This window comes from Confluentibacter citreus, assembly GCF_002807055.1.
GTDB classification, from domain to species: domain Bacteria; phylum Bacteroidota; class Bacteroidia; order Flavobacteriales; family Flavobacteriaceae; genus Confluentibacter; species Confluentibacter citreus.
This window is the reverse complement of record NZ_NIXN01000005.1, coordinates 78,664-98,741: the sequence shown is the minus strand read 5'-3', so window position 1 is coordinate 98,741 and position 20,078 is coordinate 78,664. Positions and strand designations below refer to the sequence as shown.

Annotated in this window: 14 protein-coding genes; 13 read left to right on the top strand and 1 reads right to left on the bottom strand. The window is 35.2% G+C overall.

Features of this window, described 5'->3' with window-relative positions:
* Window positions 1–301: 301 nt before the first annotated feature.
* From CDH49_RS10790 to CDH49_RS10735, 12 genes are all read left to right on the top strand, one after another.
* Window positions 302–1,102 (top strand): SDR family NAD(P)-dependent oxidoreductase, encoded by an 801-nt coding sequence (locus CDH49_RS10790; RefSeq protein WP_100615522.1) that lies wholly within the window; start codon window positions 302–304, stop codon window positions 1,100–1,102.
* Window positions 1,103–1,131: 29 nt separating this feature from the next.
* Window positions 1,132–1,518, top strand: a complete 387-nt coding sequence (locus CDH49_RS10785) for a hypothetical protein (protein ID WP_100615521.1) — start codon at window positions 1,132–1,134, stop codon at window positions 1,516–1,518.
* Between the two features lie 102 nt (window positions 1,519–1,620).
* A complete protein-coding gene (locus CDH49_RS10780; RefSeq protein WP_100615520.1) occupies window positions 1,621–2,172 on the top strand; it encodes a DUF7010 family protein in 552 nt (183 codons plus the stop codon).
* 23 nt (window positions 2,173–2,195) lie between these two features.
* Window positions 2,196–2,654: a tungsten formylmethanofuran dehydrogenase gene (locus CDH49_RS10775; RefSeq protein ID WP_100615694.1), complete on the top strand. Its 459-nt coding sequence runs from the start codon at window positions 2,196–2,198 to the stop codon at window positions 2,652–2,654.
* Window positions 2,655–2,796: 142 nt separating this feature from the next.
* The gene (locus CDH49_RS10770) at window positions 2,797–3,132 is read left to right on the top strand and encodes an ArsR/SmtB family transcription factor (RefSeq protein ID WP_100615519.1); all 336 of its coding nucleotides are present in this window, start codon (window positions 2,797–2,799) and stop codon (window positions 3,130–3,132) included.
* 40 nt (window positions 3,133–3,172) lie between these two features.
* The gene (locus CDH49_RS15905; RefSeq protein ID WP_100615518.1) at window positions 3,173–4,141 is read left to right on the top strand and encodes an SRPBCC domain-containing protein; all 969 of its coding nucleotides are present in this window, start codon (window positions 3,173–3,175) and stop codon (window positions 4,139–4,141) included.
* A 188-nt stretch (window positions 4,142–4,329) separates the two neighbouring features.
* Window positions 4,330–4,722: a DoxX family protein gene (locus CDH49_RS10760; RefSeq protein ID WP_100615517.1), complete on the top strand. Its 393-nt coding sequence runs from the start codon at window positions 4,330–4,332 to the stop codon at window positions 4,720–4,722.
* Between the two features lie 121 nt (window positions 4,723–4,843).
* A complete protein-coding gene (locus tag CDH49_RS10755) occupies window positions 4,844–5,230 on the top strand; it encodes a VOC family protein (protein ID WP_100615516.1) in 387 nt (128 codons plus the stop codon).
* Window positions 5,231–5,417: 187 nt separating this feature from the next.
* The gene (locus tag CDH49_RS10750; protein WP_100615515.1) at window positions 5,418–7,907 is read left to right on the top strand and encodes a hypothetical protein; all 2,490 of its coding nucleotides are present in this window, start codon (window positions 5,418–5,420) and stop codon (window positions 7,905–7,907) included.
* A 6-nt stretch (window positions 7,908–7,913) separates the two neighbouring features.
* Window positions 7,914–10,391 carry a hypothetical protein gene (locus tag CDH49_RS10745; RefSeq protein WP_157805300.1) on the top strand — a complete coding sequence of 826 codons (2,478 nt, stop codon included), beginning with the start codon at window positions 7,914–7,916 and terminating at the stop codon, window positions 10,389–10,391.
* A 6-nt stretch (window positions 10,392–10,397) separates the two neighbouring features.
* Entirely contained in the window at window positions 10,398–13,100 is a 2,703-nt protein-coding gene (locus CDH49_RS10740) for an MG2 domain-containing protein (protein WP_157805299.1), read from the top strand.
* 7 nt (window positions 13,101–13,107) lie between these two features.
* Complete coding sequence (locus CDH49_RS10735; RefSeq protein ID WP_100615512.1) at window positions 13,108–15,840, top strand: hypothetical protein; 2,733 nt, start codon at window positions 13,108–13,110, stop codon at window positions 15,838–15,840.
* A gap of 136 nt (window positions 15,841–15,976) precedes the next feature.
* Here CDH49_RS10735 and guaB read toward each other — a convergent pair whose 3' ends face one another.
* On the bottom strand, window positions 15,977–17,449 hold the full coding sequence (guaB, locus tag CDH49_RS10730) for an IMP dehydrogenase (protein ID WP_100615693.1): 1,473 nt from the start codon (window positions 17,447–17,449) through the stop codon (window positions 15,977–15,979).
* A 305-nt stretch (window positions 17,450–17,754) separates the two neighbouring features.
* On the opposite strand from guaB, the gene CDH49_RS10725 reads away from it, so the two are divergent.
* Window positions 17,755–19,989 carry a TonB-dependent receptor family protein gene (locus CDH49_RS10725; protein WP_100615511.1) on the top strand — a complete coding sequence of 745 codons (2,235 nt, stop codon included), beginning with the start codon at window positions 17,755–17,757 and terminating at the stop codon, window positions 19,987–19,989.
* Window positions 19,990–20,078: the final 89 nt, after the last annotated feature.

The window sequence follows — 20,078 nt, the reverse complement described above, 5'->3', positions numbered from 1 at the left end:
CACCTATGCTTTTCCACTCTACTATCATTGTTGTTTTCCACCAACAACTTCCTGATAACTTCAAGGCATTGCTTTTGCCCAAAAACTTTGATTATTTAAAAATTCCGTTAGATTTGTAGGTGTATATATCCATACGTTGGCAGTAATTTGAGAAAACCGAAATGTTTGATAAATACGACAAAGAAATAATATTTGAAAATTTATGGAAAACCATTAATTTCATTTATCGGATTTTAATATTTGTTGCCTGTTTGCTGGCTTGCAATTTTCATTGTAATTCCACTAACTAAAAACACTTAAAATGGCAAATACACAAGAAAACGTTATATGGATAACTGGTGCTTCATCTGGTATTGGCAAATCATTGGCCTTTGAATGGGCAAGATTAGGATATAAAGTAGCTATTTCCTCAAGACGTAAAGAACTATTGGATAAAGTGGCAGATGAGATTAGGCACTCAGGCGGGGAAGCATTGGTAATACCCTGTGATATAATGGAAGAAACCGCTATTGAAAATGCAGTCCAACAAATCATTAAAACCTGGGAACGATTGGATGTAGTTATAGCTAATGCCGGTTTTGGTGTTTTTGGAAATATGGAAAAGCTAACAGCCAAAGATTGGAATAGACAGTTACAAGGCAATGTCACAGGCTTAGCCTTAACGGTTAAATATGCACTGCCACATTTAAAGAAAAATAATGGTAGGATTGGTTTAGTGGGCAGTGTAGGCGCCTATCTTCCTAATCCTAATTTAGGCGCATACGGCGCTTCCAAAGCTGCCGTGCACTCAATTGGTCAGACCTTACAGGTTGAATTAATCGGCACAGGTGTGAGTTGTACTACGTTGCATCCCGGATTTGTGGTTTCGGAAATTGCAAGAATTGATAATGACGGCATTTGGCATCCCGAACGACCAGATCCACGTCCATCAAATTTAATTTGGCCTACTGATAAAGCAGCAAAGGTAATGGTAAAGGCTATTTTAAAACGAAAGAGAAATTATGTTTTCACAGGACACGGCAAAGTATTTGTATGGTTGCAACGATGGTTTCCTGGATTGTTGAGATTTATAATTTCAAAAAGCCCAAAACCAGATTCATAAAACAAACCCCTACCAAGCAATAAAAAAAAATGAAAATACGATATATAAAAAAACGCCTTAAGTACAATTTGATTTTTGGAATTCTGTGGTTAGTTCTCGGAACCGCATCTGTTATCTTTGAGTCGGGAACAATTTTTAATTACGGGTATTTAGTAATGGGTGTTTTATATTTGGGAACTTTTTTCTTTGAAAATAACAAACAGTATTTAACCATTGAAAATGGTGTTCTTTCAAAAAACGAATTGATTCCAAAAAAAATTAATCTGAACGACATATCCCATATTAAAAAGTTTGCTGGAGATTATATACTTAAAACAGACGTGACGGAATTGAGAATCAATACGCAACTGATTGATAAAAAGTCCCTTTCGGAATTGGATATTATATTGGAAAATCTGAATTTAGAAGCAAAATAAGCACTATCTAAGACAATCCATCACTAATAATTAACACTTCAACAATAATTATTAGTTAATACACTTGCACGCATATAAATTTGTTTAAATAAAACAACTAACATGGAAAAACAAGATTTTAAAATAATGAAATCAGAAATCCAATTACAAGCTAAAAATGGCATTGACTTTATTCTTTCAGCTAGCGTTGTCTGGTTTGCTGTATACTTTGTATGGACATTGGATTATACATCCTACGACAAAAGCATACTCACGTTTATGGTCGGTGCCATTTTACTGCCATTGGCATTTGGATTATCTAAAGTTCTAAAAACAAATTGGAAAGTGAAAAATAATCCTTTAGACCCTTTGGGACTTTGGCTGAACTTCGCTCAATTAATCTATTTCCCGTTCCTCATATTCATCTTGATTAAATCTCCTGACTATTTTATAATGGCGTATGCCATTATTACGGGTGCTCATTTATTTCCCTACGCTTGGCTTTATGATGAATTGGGATATGCCGTCACAGCAATTATAATGTCCGTTGGCTCGTTATTGATAGCCTTGAATATAGAACCAGAAAAGATGTGGTTTATACCCTTGTTTACATCCATCGTTTTCTTTCTGTTTGCTGGGTGGATTTTTATAAACTTGAAAAAAATAAAAGAATAATAAGCATATCAATTTTAGAAATCATGAAAAAACTACAATTCAAAAAAGACATTAATTCGTCTGCTAAAAACGTTTATGAAACGATGCTAGGACTTAAAAACATTAAAACCTACGAGCAGTGGACCTCTGAATTTAATCCGACCTCAACTTATGAAGGCACATGGGAAAAAGGTGCTAAAATGTATTTTATAGGCACTGATGAACATGGTAATCGAGGAGGCATGATTTCAGAAATTGCGGATATAATACCTTCCAAATTTGTGTCCATTCGCCATTATGGTATGTTAGATGGAGTCAATGAAATCACCCAAGGCGCACAGGTTGAAAAATGGGCTGGTGGATTGGAAAATTACACATTCCGTGAAAGTAATGGCGTCACCACTGTAACAGTGGACATGGATACCACCGAAGAGTATATGGATTATTTTAAAACCACTTGGCCAAAGGCATTGGATAAATTGAAAATTATGGCAGAGAAATAAAAACGAAACTCGAACAAAATAATCTTCCTCTTACTTCCCTCCCAAAAACTTCTACCTAAAAAATTTCAATAAACATTTGCGCAATCAATTAATTGCATATATATTTGCAAACGATTGATTGCGCATTTAATTGTATATAATTATGAGAAGAGATATTTTCCAAGCCATTGCCGACCCTACCAGAAGAGCCATTTTGGTACTTCTCACTACACAAGCCATGACACCCAATGCTATAGCAGAACATTTTGATTCTACAAGACAAGCCGTGTCTAACCATATTAAAATACTATCGGAATGCGAATTGGTAAAACAAGAGCAAGTCGGCAGGGAAATTTATTACCATCTGGAAAAAAATAAAATGAAAGAAATAGACCAGTGGTTGGAACAATTTAGAAAACTTTGGGAAAACCGCTTCGACAATCTGGATGCGTATTTAGCAAATATTCAAAACAGTAAAAATAAGCAGAATAAAGCATAGAGAAAATCAATGCTTACTTAATCAAAAAATATAAATCAAAATGAAAAATCATCTTTTATTCCACTTTATTGTAAACAAAGAAAACAATACCGTAAACATAGAACGTGAATTTGCAGCAAACCTAGATGTGGTTTGGGATGCTTGGACCAAACCAGAAATTTTGGATCAATGGTGGGCACCAAAACCGTATCGAACCGTAACAAAGTCTATGGATTTTAGAGAAGGTGGTACATGGTTGTATTATATGCTAAGTCCAGAAAATGACAAACATTGGTGTAAAAATGATTATTTAAAAATCGACCCGAAGAAAAGCTATTCTGGTTTAGATGCCTTTTGTGATGAAGAAGGCATGGTGAATAAAGATATGCCAAGAACACAATGGACCAATACATTTAGTGAAAACGCGAATAAAACCCTTGTTTCCATTGTAGCCACCTATGAAAGCCTAGCGGATCTTGAGAAAATAATCTCATTAGGATTTAAAGAAGGCTTAACAATGGCTCTTGAAAATTTGGATGCTTATATTGAACAAAAATTCAAACTAAGAAGCGAACTAAAAATAGACAATACACCACGTGTCACGACGTATTTGAATTTTGATGGTAAAACAGAAGAAGCCTTTAATTTCTATAAAAGTGTGTTTAAAACCGAATTCTTAGGAAAAGGCATTCAGCGTTTTGGAGATATTCCAAACGATTCTGGACATCCGCCCATAGCCGATGCCATTAAAAAAATGGTGTTGCATGTAGAGTTACCCATAACCGGAAACCACATTTTAATGGGAACAGACGCGCCAAAGGAAATGGGCTTTACATTGACAAAAGGAAACAATATGCACCTCTGCATTGAGCCGGAAACAAGAGAAGAAGCAGACAGACTCTTTAACGAACTATCTGCGGATGGCAATATTACCATGCCTATGGCAGATATGTTTTTCGGCGCATACTTTGGTGAGTTTTCAGATAAATATGGTATCAATTGGATGATAAATTATAAAAATAACGCCTAGTAAACTTAAAATTTTTATTGAAACGTAATGTCAGTTCGAGTGATTCGCCATAAGCGAATTGTATCGAGAACTTTAATTGTATAGATTCTCGATACAATTTTCTCATACTTCGAAAATCACTCGAATTGACAAATCAATCAACATACATAAAAAATTAATATCTTTATACAACTATATATCAATAAGTTATGAACACAAATAATAACATACCAAAACTACGTTTATGGGTATCCTATATTCTTCAAGGTATCATCGTTATCATGCTTTTAATGGGTGCTTTTAATAATTTATTAATGACAGAAATGGCCGTAACAGGTGCTAAAGAGATGGGATATCCAGAATATTCAGTACATTATTTAGGTATTATTTTATTGGTCAGCACCCTATTATATGCCATACCAAAAACGGCTTTTATTGGAGCTATATTACTAACTGGTTGGCTTGGTGGTGCTGTGGCAACACATATCATTCATGGTGATCCGCTTTCTAATATATTCTTCCCTATACTGTTCGGAATTGTTGTTTGGACTTGCCTTTTATTAAGACATAAAAAAATGTATGACGTATTTTTAAATAGATAATTAATTCAGCTATTTAAAAGAATATACAATCAGGTTATGGTATTTGAAAGAAATTTATTTATTTTTAATGCTAACTAAATGTCAATAAGACGTTTGGATGTGTCATTATAAATATTTCATCATGGAAACCCACAACCCAGTCGTTTGGTTCGAAATTTACACCAACAACATACAAAGGGCCAAAGCCTTTTACGAAACTGTTTTTCAAATTCAACTATCCGTATTGCCAACACCAGAGGACATGCCTCTTCAAATGTTGGCATTCCCATCCAACATGGAATCCAAAAACATGGCTTCTGGAGCCTTAGTGTATATGGAAGGTTTTAAGGCAGGCAGCAATAGCACCATCGTCTATTTTTACAGTAAAAACTGTGCTATTGAAGAAGCTAGAATCGAAGCTGCTGGCGGTAGTGTGTTTAGACCTAAAATGTCAATTGGCGAATACGGTTTTATTGTGCTGGCATTTGATACTGAAGGTAATATGATTGGTATTCATTCTATGGAATGATTAATATCTCCTTAAAACAATTTTATTTATAAACTCATTAAGTGTAAAAACATTTTACACTTAATGTTAATATTTTTTACATGTTTGTTATGTTAAGATATTTATTAAATCGTAAAAAACACATTATCAGCATATTGGATTTTAGGCACATTTTTGGTTGATAAAGACCCATATTATAAATAAACCAATGAACAAGATATTAGCATCTTCATTATTTCTATGTTTTGCAATCATTTGTTCTAATGGCTTTTCACAAACCGCTTTTACGGTTACTTCCAACACTTCTTTAGCAGAAAAAATATATCTGCAATTGGATAGAGAAATTTACACTACAGGATCCACCATTTGGTTTAAATCCATTGTCACAAAATCAATTGACAACACACCTACTGATTTGAGCGGTGTTCTTTATGTAGAACTCATAAATGCTGAAAAAAACATCATTGAAAAAAAACTCATAAAACTAAACGAAGGCATTGGAGATGGCTATTTTGATTTGCCTGAAACCTTGCCCGCTGGAAACTATATTATAAGAGCATACACTGAATGGAACAAAAATTTTGATAGGGATTTCTTTTTTGAAAAGTATGTGCAAGTGTTTTCTATTTATGATATTAAAACAAATAATCAGCAGGAAAACCAAACGCAAATAGCCGTCGAAGAAAACCCACAAACCACTTCGACAATCAACACTGACATCGACTTACAGTTTTTACCCGAAAGTGGCGAATTGGTTCATGGGCTTTCAAGCAAAGTCGGATTTAAGGCTTTAAACAGCTTTGGAACTGGAATCCCCGTAGAAGGAACTGTATTTGATGATGACAACAATCAGCTAGCCACTTTTAAAAGCAATGCTTTGGGCATGGGAAGCTTTCAACTGGATTCGGTGAACGGTAACAGAACCTACCATGCCAAACTGAAGAACACATATAAAATCCATCCCTTGCCAAAAGCAACGTTTATGGGAAATGTGATATGGGTTGTTGAAAAGGATAAAATCATCACTATAAACACATCATCAAACTACAAAAAAACCGATTCCATTTACTTGAATGTTTCCTTTAGGGGAACAACACTTCATGAATTAAAAGCGCCACTTAAAAATGGCACTTTAAAGTTCCTGTTTTCCAGCAACGAACTTCCCGAAGGCATCATTGCTTTTAAAATGATGGACAACCATAAACGCACCATGGCAGAAAGGCTTTATTTCAATAAAAGATTGGGAAATGACTTAAATATAAAAATAGCGACCAATAAACCCACATATTCAAAACGGGAACTGACCAATTTAACTCTAGAAACTACAAATAATAAAGGAGAACTTATAAACGCCAATGCATCCATTTTGGTGATCAATAAAAAGGAATTGGGGCAGATGCAAAGTTTACGAGACAACATCCTCTCTTATTTTTTATTAAGCTCAGAACTGAAAGGCGATATTGAAAATCCCGGTTATTATTTCAGTAATAACAATAATGTTCAGAATGATTTAGATGCCTTAATGCTAACCCAAGGTTGGAGACAGTATAAATATAACAGACCTTTTGTTAAGTTTAATTTTAAACCCGAAAGCAATCTTACCATATCCGGAAAAGCACTTTTAACTCAAAACAAAAGTGAAAGCTATCAATCAGACCTTACCATGATAACTTATGGGAGAGGCGAGGTTTTATACATGCAAACAACAGATAGTTTGGGTCATTTTAAATTCGATTTGGAGGACGAGTTTGGAGAAAACGTGAAAGTACTTGTTAGTGCAAAACAATTTGGAAAAAGAGTTGGTGTCAATTTTTTAATTGATGAAAAAAAATCGCCTCCCATTGAATTCAATCAAAAAATATTTGAAAAACAACAAATCACAACCAATGAGGCTTTTATTAAAAAGGCCATTGAAAAGAAAAAAATTGAGACCGATTTTCATATCCACTCGGGCAACATAGCCTTAGACGAAGTTGTGGTTACAGGGCGAAAATTGACCCCCATACAGCAAAAAGTCATAGATAGGTTTGGTGGACCAGATATAATAATAGAAGGCACAGAAATAAAGGAAAAGGAGAAAAATTGGTCTTCTGGCATATATGATATATTGCATTATAACTTTCGTGACAAGGTTATAATAAAAAGGGATTCTGTTGGTAACCAATCTATTATATCATTAAACGGCATGATAACACTTGTTGTTATTGATGGTATTCCTGTATTTGGTCACCAATACCCTAATCTTCAACACATTCAAGCCGATCAGGTAACTAGTATTGAAGTGATTGAATTTGCAAAATCCTTTAAAAGATTTTATGGACAAGTATTCCCTGAAAAATTCGGGGCAAAATCACCAGCACAAGGAAATATAGTAGCCATATACACCAAAGTAGGGAAAGGAATACACGGTGCTTACGCACGAAAATCCAAAAGTTTGGGTGAGACAACCATTCCTGTTTTTTCAGAAACCAAAACATTTTATACTCCGAAATATGACAAGATAACCGCAGAAGATCTAGAATGGCCAGATTTAAGAAGCTTAATACATTGGCAACCGATATTAAAAACAGATAATTCGGGCAAAACCGAAATCTCTTTTTATAATGGAGATAATACTGGCGACATGATGGTAATTGTGGAAGCCATTAGCGACAATGGTGCGATTGGGTATCAAGAATACACCTATAAAGTTGAATAGAATAATATGAAAAAAACAATCTATCTACTATCAATTATAGGAATGTGCTTGTCTAATATAACTATTGGGCAGAACATGAATTCCAACACTTCTTTAGCAGAAAAAATATACCTGCAATTGGACAAGGATATTTACACAACCGGTTCCACCATTTGGTTTAAATCTATTGTCACAAAATCATTTGATAATACCCCTACTAATCTAAGCGGCGTTCTATATGTGGAAATCATAAATGCCGAAAAAAAACTTATTGAAAAAAAACTCATAAAACTAAATCAAGGTATTGGCGAAGGCCATTTCGATGTATCTGAAACCTTTCAAGCTGGCACATATCTTATTAGGGCTTACACGGAATGGAACAAAAATTTTGATACCTATTTTTTCTTTGAAAGGTATATTCAAGTATTCTCTATTTATGATGACATAACAAATAAACAAGAAAAAACACAAACATCAACCGAAGAACAATTAGAAACCCGTTCTTCAATTAACAATGACATCGATTTGCAGTTTCTACCGGAAAGTGGCGAATTAGTTCATGGCATACCAAGTAAAATCGGATTTAAATCCTTGGATCGTTTTGGAACTGGAATTCCTGTAGAAGGCATTATTTTAGATAATGACAATAAGCAAATAGCGACTTTTAAAAGTAATTCTTTGGGAATGGGGAGTTTTCAACTAGACTCGATAAGCAGCAACAAAACATATCACGCCAAACTTAAAAACGAATCAAAAATTCATACGTTGCCAAAAATTGCTTCCTTGGGCAATGTAGTATCCGTTTCAGAAAAAGATAAGATTATCACCGTCAACACCCAATCAAGCTACAAAAAAACCGATTCCATTTATTTGAATGTTTCCTTTAGGGGAACGACGCTTTATGATTTGAAGGCTAGACTGAAAAATGGCAATTTAAAGTTCCTTTTTTCCAGCAACGAACTTCCCGAAGGCATCATTGTTTTTAAAATGATGGACAACCATAAACGCACCATGGCAGAAAGGCTTTATTTCAATAAAAGATTGGGAAATGACTTAAATATAAAAATAGCGCCCAATAAATCCACATATTTAAAACGGGAACTGACCAATTTAACTCTAGAAACTACAAATAATAAAGAAGAACTTATAAACGCCAATGCATCCATTTTAGTGATTAATAAAAGTGAATTGGGACAGTTGCAAAGTTTGCGGGACAACATCCTCTCTTATTTTTTATTGAGCTCGGAACTGAGAGGTAAGATTGAAAATCCGGGGTTTTATTTCAGAAATAATGAAAATAAGGAAGCCGATTTGGATGCCTTGATGCTTACCCAAGGTTGGAGACATTATAAATATGACAAACCTTATGACAAACTAACTTTTAAACCTGAAACTAATTTAACGGTATCTGGCAAAACGATAGCAAAATCTTCCAAAAACAAAGGTGATCTGGTTGATTTAACGATGATGACCTTTGGAAAAGAAGAGGTCTTATATACACAAACAACCGATAGAATAGGGCATTTTAATTTTGATTTGGATGATGAATATGGTGGCACTCTAGATATTCTTATCCAAAGCACCAAAAAAGCAGGCAAAAAAGTGGATTACGATTTCAAGATTGATGAAAAAAAAGCTCCGCCGATTGTTTTGAATGATATAGAAATCATAAAAAAATCAGACCCAGTCACTGAAGAATTGGTTGAGAAAGAAGTGAAAAAAGTTAGGATTATGGATGACTTATACATTCCTGAGGGCAATATTGCCTTGGATGAAGTATTGCTAACAGGACGAAACTTAAATGCCGCGCAACAAAAGGTCACTAAACGGTTTGGCGAACCGGACAAAGTCATTGATGGCAGGGAGTTACAAGAAAAAGAACAAAGATGGTCAGGTGGTATTCTTGACATTCTTCATTATAACTTCCTAGATAAAGTCCGAATAATTGGTGGAGATTCAATCCAAGCTCAAAATGGCCAACCTACCATGGTGGTAGTGGATGGCATCCCTGTTTATCCCTACGAATATGGATATCTTCAACACATTCAGGCAAGCGAGGTAACCAGTATTGAAATTATTGAATTCGCGAAATTTTACAAGACTTTCTGCATTAAAATATATGCCAGTGAATGGAAAAAAAAATGTATAGATGACAAAAACGGCTCTGAAGGTAATATTGTTGCGATATATACCAAAAGCCAAAAAGGAATACATAGTGCTTATAGTTATAAACCCAAAGGCTTATCCCAAATAACCATTCCCGTATTTTCAGAAAGTAAAACATTTTATGCCCCTAAATATGATAAAATAATCCCAGAAGATTTGGAAAGACCAGATTTAAGAACCTTAATCCATTGGCAACCGATATTAAAAACCGATAACTCGGGCAAAGCCGAAATATCTTTTTATAATGGAGATGTTACAGGCGACATGATGGTGATCGTGGAAGCGATTAGCGACCATGGTACGATTGGCTATCAAGAATTAACCTATAAAGTGGAATAGAATAATATGAAAACAATAATCCATCTACTATTAATTATAGGAATGTATTTGCCTAATGTAGCCAAGGCACAAACCAGTCCTTCTAACACCTCTTTAGCAGAAAAAATATATCTGCAATTGGACAAGGATATTTATACTACCGGCTCAACGATTTGGTTTAAATCCATCGTCACAAAATCACTTGATAATACCCCTACCGATTTGAGTGGCGTTTTATATGTAGAAATCATAAATGCTGAAAAAAAACTTATTGAAAAAAAACTCATTAAACTAAACCAAGGTATTGGCGAAGGCCATTTTGATGTACCTGAAACCTTTCAAGCCGGCACATATCTTATTAGGGCTTATACGGAATGGAACAAAAATTTTGATACCGATTTTTTCTTTGAAAAGTATATTCAAGTATTTTCTCCTCTTAATAAAAATAATAAAGAAAATGTCATAAGTGATGTTACATTAATTAAAGATCCAAACGAAGACGACCATTTAAAAGCAATCATCAATCCATTTGTATTGGATAGCCTTCACAAAAACAAACTGCAACTTTATATTACCATCGACAATATAAAGGATTCAGTCTCCATTAAAAAAGAAAAGGACGACAGCTACCAAATCGATTATGTGGTTCCAAAAGAAAGTCAGATGGCAACTTTCGAACTCATAACTTCTAATCAGAAAACATATTCCAAGACCATTGTGTTAGACGAACAGATTATTGACCTGCAATTCTTCCCCGAAAGCGGTGAATTGGCGCATAGCTTATCAAGCAAAGTCGGTTTTAAAGCTTTGGATGCTTTTGGTAGCGGAACAAAAGTAGAAGGGGATATTGTTGATCAAAACAATACCCTAATCACCTCATTTAAGAGCAACAGCCTCGGCATGGGCAGTTTTGAATTAAGCCATGCAGATAGCACTCAAACTTATTATGCTAGATTGGTTCAACAATCAAATAGAACAGACATCTTATACCCATTGCCAAAAATCGCTTCGTTAGGGAATGTATTATCTATATCAGAAAAGGACAAAAATATTACCATAATCACCTCATCAAATTATTTAAAAAACGATTCCATTTATTTAAATGTGTCTTTTAGGGGCTTAACGCTTTATGATTTAAAAGCTCAACTCAAAAATGGCAATTTAAAATTTCTATTTTCCAGTAATGACCTTCCCGAAGGCATTATTGTTTTTAAAATGATGGACGATAAAAATCAAGCTATAGCCGAACGTATTTATTTCAACAAACGATTAGGAAATAACCTGAACATAAAAATAACTGCTGATAAACCTTATTATGCAAAACGCGACCTAACCAATATTTCCATTGAAACCACAAACATAAAAGACGAACCTGCAAACGCCAATACGTCCGTTTTAGTCATTAACAAAGAGCAATTGGGTGATATTCAAAATACAAGAGAGCGCATTCTATCCTATTTTTTATTGAGTTCTGAACTTATGGGGCATATAGAAAAACCTGGTTTCTATTTCGATGACAATAAAGATATGCAAAGCGATTTGGATGCGCTCATGCTCACCCAAGGTTGGAGACATTATAAGTATGCAAAACCATTTGACAGACTGCCTTTTAAGCCAGAAGTATCTTTAACGGTTTCGGGACATGTTACCAGTGCACTATCAAAGAATAAAAGGCGCCCTGCAGAAATCACAATGATGACCTTTGGGGAAAGCAAGGATGTGTATGCACAGACAACAGATAGTCTTGGTAACTTTAAATTCAATCTGTTTGATGAGTTGGGAAAGGATATGGGCATCGTACTGCAAAGTGCCAAAAAATCTGGGACAAAAGTCAACTATAATTTCAGTTTAGACAGAAGACAATCGCCTGCCATTACTTTTAACCACAAAAAGTCTGTTGAAAAATTGGATAGCATCGCAGACCTTTTTTTAAGAAAAGAAGATGAAAAGAAATTGGTTTATAATAATTTCTCGTTAAATTCAGACGATATCCTTTTGGATGAAGTGATTATAGAGGCCTACAAATTAACTCCCAACCGTAAAAAAGTAATAGATAGGTTTGGAAAACCAGATAGGGTTATTGAAGGTGATGATGTCGCTGAAAAAGAAAAAAAATGGTCTTTTGGGCTTTATAGTGTGCTTATGTTTAGTTTTTCTGATAAACTCATAATTGAAAGAGGACCGGATGGTGTTTTATATGCAAAAGGACTAAACAATGAAATGACACTCGTTGTTATTGATGGTATTCCTGTAAGACCTTATGAATACCAATTAATTGAAAGTATCCCTCCAAGTGAAGTCAGCAGTGTTGAAGTTATTGAATATGCAAAAAATTTCACCAGTCTTTTTTGTGAATTATTTCCTCAAGCATGTTTACGCCCAGACCCACCACCGCAGTCAGGAAATATTATTGCCATATACACACACGCACAACAAGGTTTGCATGGTGTAAAAAGTCCCAAAGGGATTTTGAAAACTACGGTGCCTGTATTTTCACAATTAAAGGAATTTTATGCGCCTAAATATAATAACGTACAGGCAGACGATTTACAAAAACCAGATTTAAGGTCGATAATCCATTGGCAACCGATACTAAAAACCGATGATTCTGGAGTAGGAAAAACATCATTTTATAATGCTGATATTGCGGGCGAGATGATGGTTATTATTGAAGCGATTAATGAAGATGGCGCTGTTGGTTATCAAGAATACACCTATAAAGTGGAATAGAATTTTTATGAAACAATCAATCCGTTTATTTTTAAAATCCAACTTTAAACTTTTTAAGGTTATTGTTATATTGGTTATGGGATTATGTTCAACCAATAAATCCATAGGACAGACCACAATTTCCAACGCCTCTTTAGCAGAAAAAATATACCTGCAATTGGACAAGGATATTTACACTACAGGCTCCACCATTTGGTTTAAATCCATCGTCACAAAATCGATTGATAATACACCTACTAATTTAAGTGGTGTTCTATATGTAGAACTCATAAATGCTGAGGAAACGCTCATTGAAAAAAAACTCATTAAACTAAACCAAGGAATTAGTGAAGGTTATTTCGATTTAGCCCTAACAATGTCAAATGGCACATATCTTATTCGAGCCTACACCGAATGGAACAAAAATTTTGATAACTATTTCTTCTTTGAAAAGTATATACAAGTATTTTCGCTTGCAGACAAAGACAATCGGGACAATGCTATAAACCAAGTTACTCTGGTTAAGGAGCCTACAGAAAACGACCATTTAAAAGCAGTGATTAACCCTTTTGTTCTAGATAGCCTACACAAAAACAAATTGCAACTTTATATTACCATCGACAATAAAAGAGATTCAGTCTCCATTAAAAAAGAAAAGGACGATACCTATAAAATCGATTATGTGGTTCCTAAAGAGAGCCAGATGGCAACGTTGGAGCTGATAACCTCCAATCAGAAAACATATTCCAAGACCATTGTGTTGGATGAGCAATTAATTGACCTGCAATTCTTCCCCGAAAGTGGTGAATTAGTCCATGGATTATCAAGCAAAGTCGGTTTTAAAGCTTTAGATGCTTTTGGTAGCGGAACAAAAGTAGAAGGTGATATTGTTGACCAATATAATACCCTGATCACTTCTTTTAAAAGTAACAGTTTAGGTATGGGCAGTTTTGAATTGAACCATGCTGATAGCACCAAAACCTATTATGCCAAATTGGTTCAAGAAGTAAGTAAAACAGACATCTTATACCCATTACCTAGAGTTGAGGCAATAGGTAACATCATAACCATTTCAGAAAAAGACAAGAATATTACGGTAAATACATCTTCAAATTATTTAAAGAATGATACCATTTATTTAAATGTGTCCTTTAGGAGTGTGGTTCTTTTTGATGTAAAAGCTCAACTCAAAAATGGCGATTTAAAATTTCTATTTTCCAGTAATGACCTTCCCGAAGGCATTATTGTTTTTAAAATGATGGACGATAAAAATCAAGCTATAGCCGAACGTATTTATTTCAACAAACGATTAGGAAATAACCTGAACATAAAAATAACTGCTGATAAGCCTTATTATGCAAAACGCGACCTAACCAATATTTCCATTGAAACCACAAACATAAAAGACGAACCTGCAAACGCCAATACCTCCGTTTTGGTCATTAACAAAGAGCAATTGGGTGATATTCAAAATACAAGAGAGCACATTCTATCCTATTTTTTATTGAGTTCCGAACTTATGGGGCATATAGAAAAACCTGGTTTCTATTTCAATGAAAATAAAGATATGCAAAGCGATTTGGATGCGCTCATGCTCACCCAAGGTTGGAGACATTATAAGTATACTAAACCATTTGACAGACTGCCTTTTAAGCCAGAAGCATCTTTAACGGTTTCTGGACATGTTACCAGTGCGCTATCAAAGAATAAAAGGCGCCCTGCCGAAATCACAATGATGACCTTTGGGGAAAGCAAGGATGTGTATGCGCAGACAACAGATAGTCTTGGTAACTTTAAATTCAATCTGTATGATGAATTTGGAAAAGATATGGGTATTGTGCTGCAAAGTGCCAAAAAATCTGGGGCAAAAGTGAGCTATAATTTTAGCTTAAACAGAAAGAAATCGCCCGACATTACTTTTAACCACAAAAAGTCCGTTGAAAAATTGGATAGCATCGCAGAAATCTTCTTAAAAAAAGAAGACGAACGGAAATTGGTCTATAATAATTTCTCTTTAAACTCAGATGATATCCTTCTGGACGAAGTAATTATAGAAGCCTACAAGCTAACCCCAAACCGCAAAAAAGTGATGGACAGGTTTGGCAAACCAGATAAGGTTATTGAAGGTGAGAATGTTGCTGCTGCAGAAAAAAAATGGTCTTATGGCCTTTACAGTGTACTTATGTTCAGTTTTTCTGATCAGCTAACTATTAGAAGGGATAGTGCCGGAAATTTATACCCTATGGCATTTAATAGGGAACCAACATTGGTTGTTATTGATGGTATACCTTTAAGACCCTACGAGTTCGAATTTGCTCAAAGCATTCCTCCAAGTGAAGTAAGCAGTGTAGAGCTTATTGAATATGCCAAAAATTTTTCTAGCTTATATTGTGAAGTATACCCTTATGGCTGTATATCACCTCCTCAATCGGGCAATGTTTTAGCCATTTATACGCATGGTCAAAAAGGCATCTACAATGTTAGAAAGCCTGTAGGTATTTTGAAAACAACGGTGCCTGTTTTTTCGCAATCAAAGGAGTTTTATGCGCCTAAATATAATAACGCACAGGCAGACGATTTACAAAAACCGGATTTAAGATCGGTAATCCATTGGCAACCGATATTGAAAACGGATGATTCTGGAATAGGCAAGACATCATTTTATAATGCGGATATTGCTGGAGAGATGGTGGTTGTTATTGAAGCAATTGGTGATGATGGTGCAGTTGGTTATGAAGAGTATATTTATAAAGTAGAATAAAAAAAGGTTGTTTAAAAATTGTCACATAGAGCGCAGTCGAAATGTCTTGATAATCTGAATAACAAGGTTTTCGACTGCGCTCAAACTGACATTAAAGTTACTTTTCAAAAAGCTTCTTTATATCTTAATTTAAAATTTATCTTGAATAATTAGGAGATTCATTCGTAATCGTCACATCATGTGGATGACTTTCGTTAATACCACTAGACGTAATTTTCACAAACTGCCCTGTTTCTTTTAAGGTTTCAATATCCTTGGCACCACAATACCCCATACCAGCACGTAAACCACCAACAAACTGATGGATGCTTTCGTATAAATCGCCTTTATAAGGCACACGACCCACAATACCTTCTGGCACTAATTTTTTAATATCGTCCTCTACATCTTGGAAATAACGGTCTTTACTACCTTCTTTCATGGCTTCCACAGACCCCATACCTCGGTAGGATTTGAATTTTCGTCCTTCATAAATAATGGTTTCCCCAGGAGATTCTTTTGTTCCTGCCAACAAAGAGCCTAACATCACACTATCAGCCCCAGCGGCAATCGCTTTCGGAATATCACCTGTATAACGAATACCACCATCAGCAATTACGGGTACACCACTTCCTTTAATGGCTGCGGCCACTTCTAACACTGCAGAAAACTGTGGAAATCCAACCCCAGCAACCACACGCGTGGTACAAATAGAACCTGGGCCTATCCCCACTTTTACGGCATCGGCACCTGCTTCCACCAAATATTTAGCGGCAGCGGCTGTTGCAATATTGCCAACAATAACATCCAAATCGGGGAACTTCGCCTTAATATCTTTTAAAACACTCACCACGCCTTTTGTATGTCCATGAGCTGTATCAATAACTACGGCATCAACTCCTGCATTTACTAAAGCCTCAGTTCTTTCCAAAGCATCAGCTGTTACACCAATGGCAGCAGCGACACGTAAACGTCCAAATTTATCTTTATTCGCATTTGGCTTTTGGGTTAATTTTGTAATATCCCTAAAAGTTATCAAGCCTGATAATTTAAAATGATCATCAACAATCAGCAGTTTTTCTATTTTATGTTTCTGTAAAATAATTTCAGCGTCTTGTAGCGAGGTTCCCATAGGAGCAGTTACTAAATTTTCACTCGTCATTACCTCAACAATAGGCCTGCTCTTTTTGTGTTCAAAACGCAAATCACGGTTAGTAACAATGCCTTTTAAAACCCCATTATCATCTACGATAGGAATACCCCCAATACCGAATTCTGCCATACATTGTTTGGCATCAATAACCCTAGCAGTAAGAGGCAAGGTTACTGGGTCTATAATCATACCGCTTTCTGCACGCTTTACCTTTCTAACTTTTAAAGCTTGGGCTTCAATAGTCATATTTTTATGCAATACACCTATACCACCTTCTTGAGCCATGGCAATAGCCATTTTACTCTCGGTAACAGTGTCCATAGCTGCTGAAACGATGGGAACGTTTATGGTAATATTTCGTGTAAATTTTGTTTGGATACTAACCTCGCGTGGTAAAACTTCTGAAAAAGCGGGAACTAAAAGGACGTCGTCGTAAGTAAGACCTTCCCCTACTATTTTATTTTGATGTGCAGTCATGGCAATTACTTTATAATTGCGTGCAAATCTACGCATTTTTTTCGTTTCTATTTTAAATATATATAGGAAAAAAATAATTGATTTCATTCTGTCTGTCTTTATAATAAAAGACAATTAAACAGAAAAAAAACACATCTTCTTTAGAAAAAGAATCCAATTATAGGTCGTATGGCTTCCTACGAAGATTATCAATAAATATTACTGCTTTTTTATTTTTATTTATTCTAAATAAATTTTGAAAATATGAATTTAGATATTATTTTCGCGCCATAATAATCATCACTATTTTTAATAAGTCTAAATAAATGAAAAAATATTTACCCCTTTTATTAATCTCAATTGGATTATCAAGCCTAGGTTTTGCGCAACAAACCACTAAAAAAGAGACACAAACAGACTCCATTCAAAATTTGGATGAAGTCATCATCAGTGCCGATGTCATGTTAGGAAACAAATATGTTGCTAAGAATAGAACAGGATCGGCCTATTATATTTCACCAGAAGAATTAGAAAAATTTAGTTATACGGATATCAATAGAATTTTGCGTTCCGTTCCGGGAGTCAATATATATGAAGAAGACGGTTTTGGTTTACGTCCGAATATTAGTTTACGTGGTACTTCGCCAGAGCGTAGTTCAAAAATAACCATTATGGAAGATGGTGTATTAATAGCTCCAGCTCCTTATAGCGCGCCTGCAGCTTATTATTTCCCGACAGTAGCCCGAATGTCAGCCATAGAAATCTTAAAAGGTAGTAGTCAAGTTCAATATGGCCCTTTTACTTCTGGGGGCGCCATTAATATGGTATCTACACCAATTCCACAAACATTTAATGGATCTGTGAGAGCAAGTTATGGCAGTTTTAATACTGGACAATTACATGCTAAAGTAGGCGACAGTAAAGCCAATTTTGGCTACATGGTAGAATATCTCAATTATAATTCTGATGGTTTTAAAAATTTGCCAAATGGTGACGACACCGGATTTGATAAAAATGATGTTGTAGCAAAATTCAGGGTAAATAGTAGCAAAGAAGCAAAACTTCAACAAGCATTAGACATAAAATTCCAGTATTCGGATGAAGTATCAGATGAAACCTATTTAGGATTGACGAATGATGATTTTGAAAGTTCGCCGTTCAGTCGTTACGCAGGGTCACAAGTTGATAAAATGACCACCGAACACGTTCAATTACAATTGACCCATTCCATAAATTTTAACCCAAATTTTAGAATTACAACCAATGGTTATTACAATGGGTTTACAAGAAATTGGTACAAGTTAAATGATGTTACATATAATGGTCAAAAAACAGGTATTTCATCAATTCTTAAAGACCCAACAACTTACTCTAACCATTTTTCCATCATACGAGGTGATATAAATAGCAGTGATAATGCATTCAGCGTAAAAGCGAATAACAGAAAATATGTGTCGAAAGGATTACAAACCAAATTTGATTATCACTGGTACGGCAATAATACATTCCACGATATTGAAGTTGGGGCACGCTACCACTTTGATGAAGAAGACCGTTTTCAATGGGTAGATGGTTACAATATTTTTGACGGACAGATGAACCTTACCAACGCTGGTATACCGGGAACAGATGAAAACCGTATTGCTGACGCCAAGGCTTTTGCGGCTTTTGCACTATATAAACTAAAATACAGGAACCTAACCCTTACACCGGGTATTCGTTATGAGAATATTACTTTGTCACGTGCCAATTATGGTTCCAATGATATAAATAGAACAGGTAGCAATCTTTCTACGAGAGAAAATAAAGTAGATGTGTTTATTCCAGGAATAGGGTTTAACTACAATGTCTCAGATAATATATCAACTTTTGGTGGCGTGCATAAAGGATTTTCACCTCCAAGCAACCAACCGGGGCAAAAAGCTGAAGAAAGCATTAATTACGAATTGGGTACACGCTTCAACGTTATTGGCATTAGTGGAGAACTGGTAGGTTTTTATAATGATTATAGCAATTTATTGGGTAGTGATTTGGCAGCATCAGGAGGCACAGGGTCTTTAGATCAATTTAATGCAGGTGAAGTTGTAGTAAAAGGTCTTGAAGTGTTATTAAACTATAATTTACTTTCTAAAACTTCTAAATTTGCCTTACCAATATCTTTTGGATATACATTTACTGATACGGAACTTTTAAACAGTTTTGAAAGCACCGATGAACTTTGGGGAGATGTTACCAAAGGTGATGAATTACCATACATCTCCAAACACCAATTTAATGCGGTTATTTCATTAGAACATGACCGTTTTGAACTTAACCTAAGTGGTCGTTATAATGGACAGTTTAGAACGCTTGCCGGAACAGGCAGTTTACAAGAAAACGAACGTGTGGACTCTAATTTTATCATTGATTTTTCAGGAAAATACCACTTCAACAAGCATATAAGCCTTACTGGAAATATTATTAATCTACTAGATGAAACCTATGCTGTATCTCGTGTACCATCTGGTTTACGCCCAGGACATCCTTTTGGAGCTTACGGAGGTTTAGAAATCAGGTTTTAATTAAGACTGTCTAAAAATTGTCACATTGAGCGCAGTCGAAATGCATTGATAATCTAATCAATAAGGTTTTCGACTGCGCTCAAACTGAC